The sequence below is a fragment of the Mesorhizobium onobrychidis genome (assembly GCF_024707545.1).
GTDB classification, from domain to species: Bacteria; Pseudomonadota; Alphaproteobacteria; order Rhizobiales; family Rhizobiaceae; genus Mesorhizobium; species Mesorhizobium onobrychidis.
In genome coordinates, this window is sequence record NZ_CP062229.1 from 7,021,962 (window position 1) to 7,035,508 (window position 13,547).

Annotated in this window: 8 protein-coding genes and 2 pseudogenes; 5 read left to right on the plus strand and 5 right to left on the minus strand. The window is 61.7% G+C overall.

Annotated features, from left to right (window positions below):
• Window positions 1-148 precede the first annotated feature (148 nt).
• The 4 genes and pseudogenes from IHQ72_RS34705 to IHQ72_RS34720 form a co-directional block, all read right to left on the minus strand.
• Window positions 149-1,743, minus strand: a pseudogene (locus IHQ72_RS34705) (SDR family oxidoreductase).
• A gap of 369 nt (window positions 1,744-2,112) precedes the next feature.
• Window positions 2,113-2,691: a nuclear transport factor 2 family protein gene (locus IHQ72_RS34710; RefSeq protein WP_258124045.1), complete on the minus strand. Its 579-nt coding sequence runs from the start codon at window positions 2,689-2,691 to the stop codon at window positions 2,113-2,115.
• A gap of 165 nt (window positions 2,692-2,856) precedes the next feature.
• Window positions 2,857-3,126, minus strand: a pseudogene (locus IHQ72_RS36990) (ferredoxin); the annotation flags it as partial.
• The gene (locus IHQ72_RS34720; protein ID WP_258120284.1) at window positions 3,021-4,238 is read right to left on the minus strand and encodes a cytochrome P450; all 1,218 of its coding nucleotides are present in this window, start codon (window positions 4,236-4,238) and stop codon (window positions 3,021-3,023) included. The pseudogene IHQ72_RS36990 and the gene IHQ72_RS34720, both read right to left, overlap by 106 nt.
• Window positions 4,239-4,670: 432 nt before the next feature.
• On the opposite strand from IHQ72_RS34720, the gene IHQ72_RS34725 reads away from it, so the two are divergent.
• Both IHQ72_RS34725 and IHQ72_RS34730 read left to right on the plus strand, forming a co-directional pair.
• The gene (locus IHQ72_RS34725) at window positions 4,671-5,837 is read left to right on the plus strand and encodes an IS110 family RNA-guided transposase (RefSeq protein ID WP_441338650.1); all 1,167 of its coding nucleotides are present in this window, start codon (window positions 4,671-4,673) and stop codon (window positions 5,835-5,837) included.
• Between the two features lie 573 nt (window positions 5,838-6,410).
• Window positions 6,411-7,577 carry an IS110 family RNA-guided transposase gene (locus tag IHQ72_RS34730; protein ID WP_441338650.1) on the plus strand — a complete coding sequence of 389 codons (1,167 nt, stop codon included), beginning with the start codon at window positions 6,411-6,413 and terminating at the stop codon, window positions 7,575-7,577.
• Between the two features lie 1,428 nt (window positions 7,578-9,005).
• On the opposite strand, the gene IHQ72_RS34735 is transcribed toward IHQ72_RS34730, so the two are convergent.
• Window positions 9,006-10,067 carry a hemin-degrading factor gene (locus tag IHQ72_RS34735; RefSeq protein WP_258120286.1) on the minus strand — a complete coding sequence of 354 codons (1,062 nt, stop codon included), beginning with the start codon at window positions 10,065-10,067 and terminating at the stop codon, window positions 9,006-9,008.
• Window positions 10,068-10,386: 319 nt separating this feature from the next.
• On the opposite strand from IHQ72_RS34735, the gene IHQ72_RS34740 reads away from it, so the two are divergent.
• From IHQ72_RS34740 to nifV, 3 genes are all read left to right on the plus strand, one after another.
• Window positions 10,387-10,707, plus strand: a complete 321-nt coding sequence (locus tag IHQ72_RS34740) for an iron-sulfur cluster assembly accessory protein (RefSeq protein WP_258120287.1) — start codon at window positions 10,387-10,389, stop codon at window positions 10,705-10,707.
• Between the two features lie 183 nt (window positions 10,708-10,890).
• A complete protein-coding gene (gene nifS / locus IHQ72_RS34745) occupies window positions 10,891-12,108 on the plus strand; it encodes a cysteine desulfurase NifS (RefSeq protein ID WP_258120288.1) in 1,218 nt (405 codons plus the stop codon).
• Window positions 12,105-13,256, plus strand: a complete 1,152-nt coding sequence (gene nifV, locus IHQ72_RS34750) for a homocitrate synthase (RefSeq protein ID WP_258120290.1) — start codon at window positions 12,105-12,107, stop codon at window positions 13,254-13,256. The genes nifS and nifV overlap by 4 nt, the downstream gene beginning before the upstream one ends.
• Window positions 13,257-13,547: the final 291 nt, after the last annotated feature.

Genomic DNA, 13,547 nt, shown 5'->3' on the forward strand with positions numbered 1-13,547 from the left:
GGTTGCGGGCACGCCCGAAGAGCTTTTCCCCATCCCGAGGGACGTTGCCCCGCCGACATCTTCGATCGGGGCCGCGCTGCGGGCGCGTCGCAAGCCGGGGTCTCCGCTTTCATGAACGGCACCCGGTCGCCTGGCGAATGGTCGATGTTCAACCAGCGGCCTCCGCAAAGCATTCGTCGTATAGTTCGCTGGCGTTTCCTGCGTCACCGAACGCGGTCCAGCCGCCGTCCACATAGAGGATCGAGCCGTTGATGTATGAGGCGTCGGACGAAGCCAGGAAAAAAGCAGCATCTGCAACATCTTCCGGCCGTCCCATCCTACCAAAGGGGATCCGCCGTCCGATCGCTTTCGTGTCGATGCGGCGGGCCTTCGCCAACTCACTGATGGCAGGCGTGCGGATGTAGCCAGGAGCGACGGTGGCTGTGCGAATGCCGACCGGCCCCAGTTCGGCCGCCATGCAGCGGGTCAGCATGTCCATCCCCGCCTTCGAGGCGCCATGGCATGACGCGGCGCGAAGGGCAGAAAGCTGTTCATCGATCCTAGGTTGAGGATCACGCCGCCGGGGCGCATCATCTTGATCGCTTCACGCGCGCAAGCGAAGGCGCCGGTGAGATTGACATGCAGGACACGTTCGATCTCTGCAGGCATTTGTTCGACGCCCGCCACAAAAGTGTCGACAGAAGCACCGTTGACAAGGATATCAAGGCGCCTGCGCCCCCGCAGCTCCTCAAACAGCGCCACCACCTCGCTCTCGATTGCCACATCGACAGATTTCGCTGTGTTCTTTCCGCCGAGCAATGCAGCCAGGAGTGTCGCTGCGGCGCGATCTTTATCGGCGATCACGACGGTGTCACCGTTCGCGGCAAAACGGCGAGCAACAGCGGCGCCTACACCGTTCGCGCCACCCGTGACGAGCACGACTCGCGCGTCGGTGCGTTCGGCCGGACAGGAGAGTTCGGTTCTGGGGGCTCCTTCCACCTCAGGGCTGGCATCGCCTGGTTGGTTGAATGACATCCAGCCGCCGTCGACCGCCAGCACCGATCCAGTGACGTAGCGTGCCTGCGCGCTGGCCAGAAAACGCACAACCCTGGCGATTTCGTCGGGGCGAGCCATGCGCCCCATCGGCACACCACGGCGCATCGCCGCGAGGTCAATTTTGCCTGCTCGGTCCAGTTCTGCAGTCATCGGCGTGCGCACGCAGCCCGGCGCTACCGCAGCCACCCGGATGCCGCGAGAAGCCCACTCGCATGCAAGCGACTTCGTCAACGAGATCAGGCCCGCTTTCGAGGCTGCGTAGGCATTGCGCTTGGGATTGCCGACTACGCCCGACATCGAAGCGACGTTGACGATGGCACCGCCCGGCCTCAAGCGTCTCGCCGCTTCGCGCGCCATGAGGAACGGCCCAATCAGGTTTACTGCCAAGCCGCGTCGGAAGGCATCGACATCGGTGTCGACAGTGGCGGCCATAGTGGGTCCCACTCCGGCATGGTTGATGAGGACGCTGATCTGCCCCAACTGTGCTTCGACCCGGCCATAGAGCGCGACGATATCTTCCTCTCGCGAGACATCGCACTCGAGGCCGAGATGCGGCTCGCCGAGACCGCGGGCCAGTTCAACCACGCCGCTCCCCGGAAGGTCCACCGCAACAACAGTCTCTCCATCTGCGGCAAGAATATTGACCAGGGCACGGCCGATCCCGCCAGCGGCGCCTGTTACGATGACGATGCGTCCTGCCTGCGTCATGAGAACTTTCTCCCGGAGGCTCAGAACCTCTGCCCTCGATGTAGTGCGGCGGAATGATGCGCCGCAGTAGAGCAATATGTGCTGGTGACGGTCGGTTGCGTTCCCAGATAGAGGTCGTCCGCTTCGGCTGCAGTCCAACTCTCGGTTGGATAGCCGAAAGTGATGAGGGACCCCTCGAGGACAGACGCTTACCTCGATGAGCGGCTCTGCCTTGGTCCAGCAAATCGAGGCAGACCGACGTCCTCGGCGCGCTCGGGGCGTCGGAGCGGATCGCTGTCGCGGTCACGCTGTCGCGGGGCAGAAAGGCAACCCTGCCGGCCGCATCTTCACCGGGCAGGTCTGGGGGATCGCTGTGGCGTTGCAAAGTTGTCATAGCCCATCGTCCCCACTGATGCGTCTCTCCCGTTCGGAAGCTGAGAAGGCATCCTCGCGAGAAGCGATGCGACGCTTCCCGAGCGCGTAGACCGGATCGTCCGGGTGCGGTGCTCCAATCGGCTGTCGCGGCCCGAACCGTTCTGGCTCAAGTACCGTCGGTGGGATCTGCTCCTCGACCCAATCGTAGACCACCGTCCGTTCGGCAATCCGCCACTCCCCTTCCCTCTTCTGAAACAGATCGCAGTAACGGCCGCATAGCAGCATCTGGCGTTCTCCTCCGTCATTGTCCGGTCCGCGCTGGAGCGCGGAGAAATAGCTCTCGACTGCAGCTTCTGCCGGGTTGATGAATTCGATCAGGATGTTCGTGATTTGATGGACGTTGCGCGGTCCGGTTTTGAAGATACCGAGCGCAAACCGAATGAAGCCCTCGGCTGAGCCGCGATACGCCCCATGACTGTCATGCGCATCGGGCCAGTACGCGCTGCGCAGTGCCGCCTCATCGGCGCGGTCTATCCCGCGGCAGTACCGATAAAGGCAGTCACGGATCGCCTCACGGTTGAGTAGTTCGGTAATTTTTGCTTGGTCCGTCGGCTCTTCCGTGGTTCTGAGGTGCTCCGGGACGCCGGTCTTCGGTTTGCGGGTGGCCTCCGATAGGATTCGCGCGGCGGGTGGATCATCGACCTCCAGCGCAAGTTCGGGGCAGGATCGCACGCCATCTGACGCCAGCAGTTGCTCCCCATCCGCAACATCAATGTTACCCGGTAAGATGTAACCCGCCTCATCGAGCTTGAAGACTGCCGGTGCTCGCGCCGCGCATCGCGCATGACCCTGGCATCTGGCTTTGTGAACGATAATGCGCACAGCTACCTCCACATCTGTGGCCCGGCTCAGGGCGGGGTTGGTCAAGCCCAGTCCAGGATCAGATTTTCGATCCCGAACACATGGCCGCCATGGGTGATGGGTGCTGTTCCCTCCTTGATCCGAAAGGGCGGTATGCGCGCCAGCCACTCCTCCAGGCCAATGACAATCTCCCGTCGGGCAAGGTGTGAGCCAAGGCAACGGTGGGGACCATAGCCAAAGGCGGCGTGGCGGTTGTCCTCTCGCGTCAGATCGGCCGTGTTGGGGGATTCGAATTCCGCCGGATCACGATTTGCAATCATCGTGGCGCAGGAAACATAGTCCCCCTTGCGGATCGGCGCGCCTTCGAAATCGATATCTTTCCTTGCCACGCGGATCATCTGAACGCTTGGATAGGCGCGCAGCAATTCTTCGGCTGCGAGCACGATCCGGTCCGGTTCGTTGCGCAGCAATTCCTGGTCTTTCAGGTTGCGCGCGAGATAGGCCAAGTCAAAGCCTATGGCTGCAGCGACCGTGTCGAGCCCCGCCACGAAGATAAGCACGCCAATGCCCCGGACCTCCTCGTCTGTCAGGCCGCGACCCTCGACCTGTGCCTGCACGATGAAGCTCATGAAATCGTCGACGGGCTTTTTGCGGCGCATCGCCGCCAGTTCGTCAATGAACGACACGATCGTCCGAGCCGCCGCCGGCCGTCTCACATCGTCGCCGTGGAGCAGATCTTTCGCCCAGCCGACAAATGTATCGAGACGGTGATCCGGCAGCCCTAGAAAGCGAAGGAAGATGTTGACCGCGAAAGGAAAGGCGAAATCCTTCATGACGTCGCAGCTTGTGCCCGGCGAGGCGATCCTGTCGATGAGCGTTGCCGCTCGCTCGCGGATGCTCGGTTCCAATTCCGTTACCCGCTTTGGCGAAAACAGCGGATTGAGCAGTGAGCGAAAGACCCCGTGGGACGGTGGATCGAGTTCGAGCGGGATCATGGGCCAGTCTTCGCCCAGTGCGGATGCGAAAATGCTGCGATGACTGGAAAAGGCTTCGGTCTCCTGGAGCACCCTGCGCTGATCTGCGGCGCGAGTGATGACCCAAGTACCCAACCCGGTGCGCGTGTTCCACGGCGAATAAAAGATCGACGGTCCGGCATGCACGCAAGCGACTGCTGCGTGCGGGTCGCCATTGGGCGTCGGGGACATGCCTGGTGACGTAAAAAGACTGAAGTCGCCCACCATTTCCGGCGGGACATGATCTGGAACCGGTTTGGTCGCCATATGGTTTCTCCCGCGCTCAGACGCTTACGCGCTCAACTTGGATCGCAAGGCTGTTCATCAGAGCCCGCTGAGCCCATAACGCTCTGCCGACGACGCCTCCGATGACAAGATCGAGCAAATTGCGTGCCGAATAGGCGCACCGTTGGCGCTACTCAGCTCTCCGTAGTATCGGCCCGTATGAGGCTACCCTTTGGTAGGGCTTCGACATTCTTGTCCGTTTCCAGACACGACAAGATTGCGCATAAAAGGCATTACGAGGAGCCGAGTGAAAGAGGCTAAGCATCGAACGAGGTCACCTGGCAGAGCGGGTGTAGCTCGGCGGTAGCGAAGCCGCTCGCGAGCGCGCCCTCCATAAGCGCTGTAGATGCTATGGGCGGCGGCGAGCGTGTGGCACCCTCGGCGCTGTTGAGCAGCTACCCAAGGAGCGCCCCCATGTCACCATCCTTTGATGCAAGCAAATCCCTTACCACCCTTGATCAAGACAGCACGTTGGTCGCAGTGATTGAGATGAGCCAGACAAAGTGGCTCATTGCTGCGACGGTCCCTGGCTTTGAACGTAACCCTCTCAAGAAGCTCGATGCCGACCCGGATTCGGTGCTCAGGCTGTTGCGCCGCTGGCGCAGCGAAGCCATCCAGGCCGGGCGTGAAGTCCGGCGCATCGTTGTCGCCTATGAGGCTGGACGCGACGGCTTTTGGTTGGCGCGCTGGCTCCAGGCGCGCGCTGTCGAGGCTTATGTCATACATCCATCGAGCGTCGCGGTTTCCCGCGAACATCGGCGTGCCAAGACCGATCGCCTCGATACCGAACTGTTGATGCGCGCCTTTCTTGGCTGGCTGCGGGGCGAGAAGCGCCACTGCAGCATGGCAGCCATCCCAACCATCGATGAGGAGGAGGCCCGCCGTCCGAACCGTGAACGAGACAATCTCGTCCGCGAACGTACACGGATCGTCAACCGCATCAAGGCAATCCTCGCTCGCTTCGGCATTCGCGCCTTCAAACCCAATCTGCGCAAAGCTGCCGAGAAACTGGAGGCCCTGCATACCGCGGAAGGTATGCCCCTACCGGAACGAAGCCGAGCCGAGTTGCGCCGTAATCTCGGACGGCTTCACCTGTTGCGTGAACAAATCCACGAGATCGAACAGGAGCGGTTGCGGCAGCTCTCGGTGGTTCCGGACACGGAGAAGGGTCCGCTCGCAATGGTTCGCCTTCTTGCGCGGATCAGCGGTGTCGGTATCGAGACTGCGGACATGCTGGTGAATGAGATTCTCTCACGCGGCCTGCGTGATCGGAGAGCCGTCGCCCGCTATGCCGGACTTACCGGGGCGCCGGATGAGAGCGGCCAACGCAGGCGCGAGAAAGGTCTTGCGCGGGCCGGCAACGCTCGCGTCCGCTACGGCATGATCCTATTGGCTTGGCGGTTCCTCCAATTCCAAAAGGACAGCGCGCTGGCGCACTGGTTTTGCGCGAGAACGGCCGATGGCCGTGGCGGTACGCGCAAGACAATGATCGTGGCTTTGGCACGCAAGCTGCTGATTGCATTCTGGCGACTTGTCACGACCGGCGAGATCCCGACGGGAGTAGCCCTGCGTCCGGTATAAAGCATGGAGGAGCGTTCGACAGGACGAGCATTGAAGTTTGGCAGCTGCAATAGCGTCTGCCAATAACGATCCGAGGTGGTGGTGATCCCGGTCGCTCACATGGCTTACGACGCCGCGCTGTAGAATGGGCCCACTGCCCGGAGCTTCGCCGCCGATGCGTATGGCTGCATCATGGTTTTTGATCCGCGAGGATCAACCGCATACAAGCTTGCGGCGCGTTTTCGGGCGCCTGATGGCGAGCTCCCCTCGGTTTGCAAGTTGTAGACCTCTACGAACAGGGCACCTGCCGGCCTCAATGTAACGCTGCCGCCGTGCTCGTGACCATCAAGGGCAAGTCGCTTCGCGATGGGCCAGAGGCCCACCCTTGACCGTCACTGCGCGCGGCGCCCCAATGAACCCCGGAGCCAAAGCAGGAACAAATGGGCGCCACGGCTGAACGAGGAACAAGGAGACGGAACGACTGAAAGATCACCTTGACAAAGATTAGCCCATACAAGCGCTGTAGATGCTATGGGCGGCGGCGAGCGTGTGGCACCCTCGGCGCTGTTGAGCAGCTACCCAAGGAGCGCCCCCATGTCACCATCCTTTGATGCAAGCAAATCCCTTACCACCCTTGATCAAGACAGCACGTTGGTCGCAGTGATTGAGATGAGCCAGACAAAGTGGCTCATTGCTGCGACGGTCCCTGGCTTTGAACGTAACCCTCTCAAGAAGCTCGATGCCGACCCGGATTCGGTGCTCAGGCTGTTGCGCCGCTGGCGCAGCGAAGCCATCCAGGCCGGGCGTGAAGTCCGGCGCATCGTTGTCGCCTATGAGGCTGGACGCGACGGCTTTTGGTTGGCGCGCTGGCTCCAGGCGCGCGCTGTCGAGGCTTATGTCATACATCCATCGAGCGTCGCGGTTTCCCGCGAACATCGGCGTGCCAAGACCGATCGCCTCGATACCGAACTGTTGATGCGCGCCTTTCTTGGCTGGCTGCGGGGCGAGAAGCGCCACTGCAGCATGGCAGCCATCCCAACCATCGATGAGGAGGAGGCCCGCCGTCCGAACCGTGAACGAGACAATCTCGTCCGCGAACGTACACGGATCGTCAACCGCATCAAGGCAATCCTCGCTCGCTTCGGCATTCGCGCCTTCAAACCCAATCTGCGCAAAGCTGCCGAGAAACTGGAGGCCCTGCATACCGCGGAAGGTATGCCCCTACCGGAACGAAGCCGAGCCGAGTTGCGCCGTAATCTCGGACGGCTTCACCTGTTGCGTGAACAAATCCACGAGATCGAACAGGAGCGGTTGCGGCAGCTCTCGGTGGTTCCGGACACGGAGAAGGGTCCGCTCGCAATGGTTCGCCTTCTTGCGCGGATCAGCGGTGTCGGTATCGAGACTGCGGACATGCTGGTGAATGAGATTCTCTCACGCGGCCTGCGTGATCGGAGAGCCGTCGCCCGCTATGCCGGACTTACCGGGGCGCCGGATGAGAGCGGCCAACGCAGGCGCGAGAAAGGTCTTGCGCGGGCCGGCAACGCTCGCGTCCGCTACGGCATGATCCTATTGGCTTGGCGGTTCCTCCAATTCCAAAAGGACAGCGCGCTGGCGCACTGGTTTTGCGCGAGAACGGCCGATGGCCGTGGCGGTACGCGCAAGACAATGATCGTGGCTTTGGCACGCAAGCTGCTGATTGCATTCTGGCGACTTGTCACGACCGGCGAGATCCCGACGGGAGTAGCCCTGCGTCCGGTATAAAGCATGGAGGAGCGTTCGACAGGACGAGCATTGAAGTTTGGCAGCTGCAATAGCGTCTGCCAATAACGATCCGAGGTGGTGGTGATCCCGGTCGCTCACATGGCTTACGACGCCGCGCTGTAGAATGGGCCCACTGCCCGGAGCTTCGCCGCCGATGCGTATGGCTGCATCATGGTTTTTGATCCGCGAGGATCAACCGCATACAAGCTTGCGGCGCGTTTTCGGGCGCCTGATGGCGAGCTCCCCTCGGTTTGCAAGTTGTAGACCTCTACGAACAGGGCACCTGCCGGCCTCAATGTAACGCTGCCGCCGTGCTCGTGACCATCAAGGGCAAGTCGCTTCGCGATGGGCCAGAGGCCCACCCTTGACCGTCACTGCGCGCGGCGCCCCAATGAACCCCGGAGCCAAAGCAGGAACAAATGGGCGCCACGGCTGAACGAGGAACAAGGAGACGGAACGACTGAAAGATCACCTTGACAAAGATTAGCCCATACAAGCGAGCGAGCGGCTTTGCGGTCGTCAGCGACACATCGCCGGGTAAGGTCGGGTTGCCGACAAAAGTAATTCGAAGGACTATCGATGACAGACGACATGGTGAACCTGCGCGCTCGTGGAAAGGCTCCGTATCCTAACCTCATGCGCAAGTTGATTAGTTGCCGCCGAGCGGCTGAGCGAGCCGGAGATTGGGGCCGCATCGGCCCCGCCTATGGCGAGAAGATGGCCTAGGTCCGCCGGCGCCTAGGCCATCGGGCGCCGCCAAATAGCTCAACGTCCGAGATCGGCAGCCCCAAATTCGTTCAGATCCTATCGGCTGGCGGTGACGATCGCCTCGTCAGACACTGCTTGTAGCCCGAGAAATCCTCGACCGCACTGGCCGCACCGGCAAGCCGGCCGTTGACTGCTGTGTCGCTGCTTGTGGCAAGAATCTAGCTGCCCTGCGCCGATAGCACGAACAGGATGCGTTGGCGTTCTTTGATGATGCGGTCTGCTTTTTTGGCGGCTTTCAGCTTTGCATCCATCTGGGACGCTACCTTTTATCGAGCTTGGCATTCGACGCGAGGGCCTTGCCGGCAACACGGACTATTCGAGGATGCCTTTGTGGAGGCCGTCCTCTGTCAACTTGATGGAGGGACCAATCGATATTACGTCGATTGCTTTCTCCCGCCCGCTGCCGTACAGGGTCGGGTTGCTGGACAATCGACCGACATAACACCCCTCCGCGGGCGGCTGACGCATTAGCCACATTGGGCAGCTTCCGGTTGTGGCTCATCGCAACGGAAGCACAGGGGGATGGAGCCCCCGATCGAGGCGATTGGCGGCGGGTCGCAAACTGCTGTGCCCTCGTTGGCTCGGCAGGCAGAGCGGTGGTCAGCAGAATCGAGAGTAGCGGCGCGGACGCCGAGCGAACACGTAAATAAATATGCATCGTCAAGCCCCGGGTGCGCTGGGAGTGCGCGGCAGGTTCTCGGTCAATAACCGCCAATCGTCACGCTCGGGTTCGCCTTCCTTGCGCGTCCCGAAAAACTGGATGATCATCTTGCCGTCGGCGCCATAGGCTTCGAGAGAGGTGACATGGCCGTCCTTGGTCGGCTTGCGCACAGCCCAAACCTCGCGGATGTGGTGGGTCCTGAGATGCAGGTGGAAAGTGTCGTCGAGCACGTTGATCGAAGGCCCGATCTGCTTGACCGACTTGATAGGGCCGGAATGGATCTGGATGCAGCCACGATTGCCGACGAAGCACATGATCGGCATCTCGTCCTCGGCCGCATGATGGAACATGGCGCTGACGGCATCGTTGTCGAGCAGCCAGGCGTAATCCTGGCCGACCATGCGCACCGCCTGGCGGCGGTCGAGCTTCAGCGTCTTCAGCATGTCGAAGAACTGATGCACGTCGGTCAGCCGGCTCCAGTGCTCCCGTAGGTCGTCGCCGGTAGCGGCTTGGTCCGGAATCTTTGCGACATTTTCGGCTGACCTCTGCTTAACCGACAGGATTGATTCCTGGTTTGAGGATTGGAGCTCGCCTGTCAGTTTTTGATAGGCGTAGAGGTTGGAGGACGGCCTCAGATGCACCTTGTGCACTGCCTCGCCGGCGGCGTCGAAGAATTGCAGGCTGCGGCGGATCTCCCCGCCATCGCGTGTCTCGACGGCAAAGCCATGCGCCCACACCTTCAGGAAGATGCGCAGATCAATGTCATTGCCGAGCACGATAGCGTGATGCTTGCCCGTGAACACCTTATCGTAGAAGCCTATCTTCTCATGCACGGCACTGTCATTGCGGGTCAGCGCCATGACCTCGCCAACCGCGCCGAGGCCGGCTAGCACGTCATTCACACGCGGCTCGATGCGCACCGTGCCAAAACCACAATGTGCCGCGACGAGCTCCGCTTCCGAAATACCCAATTGGGCAGCGAGATCCCGGCCGCGGATTTTGGGGCTGTCTTCCCGTGCCCGCCGAATTCTCTCCGGCGAAGGTTTCTCGGGCTGGTGCATGTGTTACCCCTGCTAGCGCATACTGCGGTCGGGAGCCTTAGCCCTCGCCAAAAGCGAGCCTCAAAACTCGTACCAACTCCTCGAAGGATCTCGGAAACCTGGCCTACGTGCCCGTTCAGCGGTAACTCGGATCCACCCCCCTGTAGCGGACTCGACAAATCCGACAACACGTGTCGAAAGCCGACGCCTTAGCGACACAGCCGAGCCAGGATCGTCGCCGTCTTAGCGAAGTCCCACTGTTCGGAAACGGTTTTTTCCCATTGGCACGGTTCATGCGCGGTGATGCCCAAACCGTCACGCACCGAGGAGAAAGGGAGCAATGATTACGCTCACCGACAAGGCCGTTGCCGCAGTTAAGACCGCTCTTTCCGCCGCTAGTGAGCCGGCAGAAGGCTTTCGCATCATGGTCCAGGCTGGCGGCTGCTCTGGTTTCAAATACTCAATGGGCTTGGAGAGCGTCTCGCGCGAGGGCGACGCGATCATCGAGACCGATGGGATCAAGGTGTTCATAGACGCCGGCTCCCAGTTCCATGTCGCCGGCATGGCCGTCGACTTCGTCACGGGTCTCGAAACCTCCGGCTTTGTCTTCGACAATCCGAATGCGAGCGGGAAGTGCTCCTGCGGCAAGTCATTTAGTTGACTGCCGAAGAAGGAGAGAGGGCGCCTGAGGTGAGCTTGTCGGTGCGATGGCGGCCCAGTCTACGCTAACCTGTGGGGCACCTGCACCGGCTCTAAATCGTCTCCCCCAGCAACGGCATGTGCAAGGCTCAGTGAAACCGGGTTGCGCCTTCACGTCATTCCGATCCATTGAGGACCAAAGCCCATGAAAGTTGTCTATCTCGACAACAACGCAACGACACGGATCGATCCTGAAGTCGTTGAAGCGATGTTGCCGTTGCTTACGCATCAATTCGGCAACCCTTCGTCGGCGCACGGTTTTGGCGCCCTTGCCGGCGCCGCGTTGAGAAACGCGCGGCGGCAGTTGCAGGCGCTGATCGGCGCGGAGTTCGACGACGAGATCACCTTCACCTCGGGCGGAACGGAAAGCGACAATGCGGCCATTCTTTCGGCGCTCGAGGTGATGCCTGACCGTACCGAGATCGTGACTTCCGCCGTCGAACATCCAGCCGTGCTGACGCTCTGCGCGCATCTTGAGGAGACGCGCCGCGTCAAGGTGCACAGGATCCCGGTAGATCGCCACGGCCGGCTCGACGTTGACGCTTACCGGGCTGCTCTCAGCCCAAACGTGGCAATCGTCTCGATCATGTGGGCCAACAACGAGACTGGTACGATCTTCCCTGTCGCCAAGCTCGCCGAATTGGCCAAGGAAGTCGGCGCCCTTTTCCACACTGATGCCGTGCAGGCAGTCGGCAAGCTCCCGATTGACCTGAAATCGACCGCAATCGACATGCTGTCGCTCTCCAGCCATAAATTGCATGGACCGAAGGGGGTCGGCGCACTTTTCGTCAAGCGCGGTGTGCGCTTCCACTCGCTGATCAAGGGGGGTCACCAAGAGAGCGACCGGCGTGCGGGCACCGAAAACACGCCCGGCATCGTCGGGCTCGGCACGGCAGCCAAACTCGCCTTGAAATTCATGGATGACGAGACCAGACGGATAAAGCGGCTCCGGGACCGGCTGGAGAACGGGCTTCTCCAGCGTGTGCCAAACACCTTCGTCAACGGCGACCCGCTGGAGCGCTTGCCAAACACCGCAAACATCACCTTCGAACCCATCCAAGGCAATGGAATCCTGAATCTCCTCGACCGCGACGGCATCGTCTGTTCCTCGGGATCCGCCTGCACCTCCGGCTGTGCGGAGCCGAGCCATGTCCTGAGGGCGATGAAAATACCACATGGGGCGGTCCGCTTCTCTTTCGCGCGTGACAACGACCAAGAAGACGTGGACCGGGTGCTCGAGGTCTTGCCTGCAATCGTGGAGAAGCTGCGCGACGCCCCCATTTCTGGGCCGGATAGGCGGAGTACCGAAGACCTTCAATGCGTTCCAGGTCTCATCGCCAGAAGAACCGGCGACCATTCATGAGCAGTCGGATCTTTCTCAACGATACAACCCTGCGCGACGGCGAGCAGGCACCCGGCGTTGCCTTCACTGTGGCGGAAAAGCTTGAGATCGCCGAGTCGCTTGCGGCAGCCGGCGTTCCGGAGATCGAGATCGGCACGCCGGTTATGGGCGCCGACGAAATCGACACAATTCGCGCTGCGGTTGCACGGGGCCTCCCGGTGCGGCTCACGGCCTGGTGCCGGATGACCTCGGAGGATTTCGATGCAGCGGTCGAGAGCGGCGTCCCCGCCGTCAATCTGTCGTTGCCTGCGTCGGACATCCAACTTGCCGCCAAGCTCGGCCTCGATCAGGCAGGAGCGCTCCAGCTCATCGAGCGTATGGTCGGGCGCGCAATCGCCAGCGGCTTCTTCGTCGCGGTGGGCTGCGAGGATGCTTCGCGGGCCGAGCGGGATCATCTCGCCCGCGTTATTGAGACGGCAGCGCGCGCCGGCGCGAGCCGTGTCAGGCTGGCCGACACGGTCGGCGTCCTCGACCCCTTTTCGACCTTCGAACTTGTCACCCAGCTCGCAGCGCAGTCTCCCGTCGACCTTGAATTCCATGCGCACAACGATCTCGGCCTCGCTACCGCCAACACGCTGGCGGCGATCCGCGCCGGCGCGCGCCATGCCTCGGTCACCGTCCTTGGACTCGGCGAGCGCGCGGGCAATGCCGCGCTGGAAGAGGTGGCCGCCGCGATGGCCGTGCTCCAGGGCGCAGATACCGGCATCGACCTGACCGCACTGCCCGCCCTGGCAGCCGAGGTGGCGCAGGCAGCCCGCCGATCGATAGCCGCCACTAAGCCGATCGTCGGGGCCGATGTTTTTGCCCATGAATCCGGCATTCACGTCGCAGGGCTGCTGAAGGACCCGCGTACATATCAGGGGCTCGATCCAGTTCTCGTGGGCCGTTGCCGGCGTATCGTCATCGGCAAGCATTCTGGCGCCACCGCGATTGCCCATGTGCTGAGCGAAAGCGGCCGCGACCTTGACCCCGATCTGGCAGCCGCGATGCTTGCCTGCGTCCGCCGCAAGGCGGCCGAGATCAAATCGAGCATCACAGCGATTCAACTGGTCGATCTCTACGACAGAATGTGCAGCGATGCGGTCGGCAGAGATCTTGGAATCGGGTGAAGGTGGTGATGTCGGCTGTCCTCGCCATCATCTCAAATCGGAATAGCAGCCACGCGGCGCGAAGCAGAAGACGTTCCGCCGTCCCATCGGCTATGACGTCCAAACATTGCGGAGATCAAGGCGCGGGATACGGCCGTAGCCGGCCGGTGTCTCCATTGGTGCTGGCGACAAGACCGTGGTCCCACCTCGGTCGGAGCCGAGCCAGGTCGAGGCCCAATGCGGAGATAGTCGCCCATCCCGCTCTACACGGTACTGCGGCCATTGACGCCCGTGCGCCACGCCCGGCCACCG

Bases quoted from the DNA above. Each gene is read 5' to 3' on its own strand.
- IHQ72_RS34735 (WP_258120286.1), bottom strand. From the start codon at position 10,067: ATGCACCAGCCCGAGAAACCTTCGCCGGAGAGAATTCGGCGGGCACGG.
- IHQ72_RS34720 (WP_258120284.1), bottom strand. From the start codon at position 4,238: ATGGCGACCAAACCGGTTCCAGATCATGTCCCGCCGGAAATGGTGGGC.
- IHQ72_RS34740 (WP_258120287.1), top strand. From the start codon at position 10,387: ATGATTACGCTCACCGACAAGGCCGTTGCCGCAGTTAAGACCGCTCTT.
- nifS (WP_258120288.1), top strand. From the start codon at position 10,891: ATGAAAGTTGTCTATCTCGACAACAACGCAACGACACGGATCGATCCT.
- IHQ72_RS34725 (WP_441338650.1), top strand. From the start codon at position 4,671: ATGTCACCATCCTTTGATGCAAGCAAATCCCTTACCACCCTTGATCAA.
- nifV (WP_258120290.1), top strand. From the start codon at position 12,105: ATGAGCAGTCGGATCTTTCTCAACGATACAACCCTGCGCGACGGCGAG.
- IHQ72_RS34730 (WP_441338650.1), top strand. From the start codon at position 6,411: ATGTCACCATCCTTTGATGCAAGCAAATCCCTTACCACCCTTGATCAA.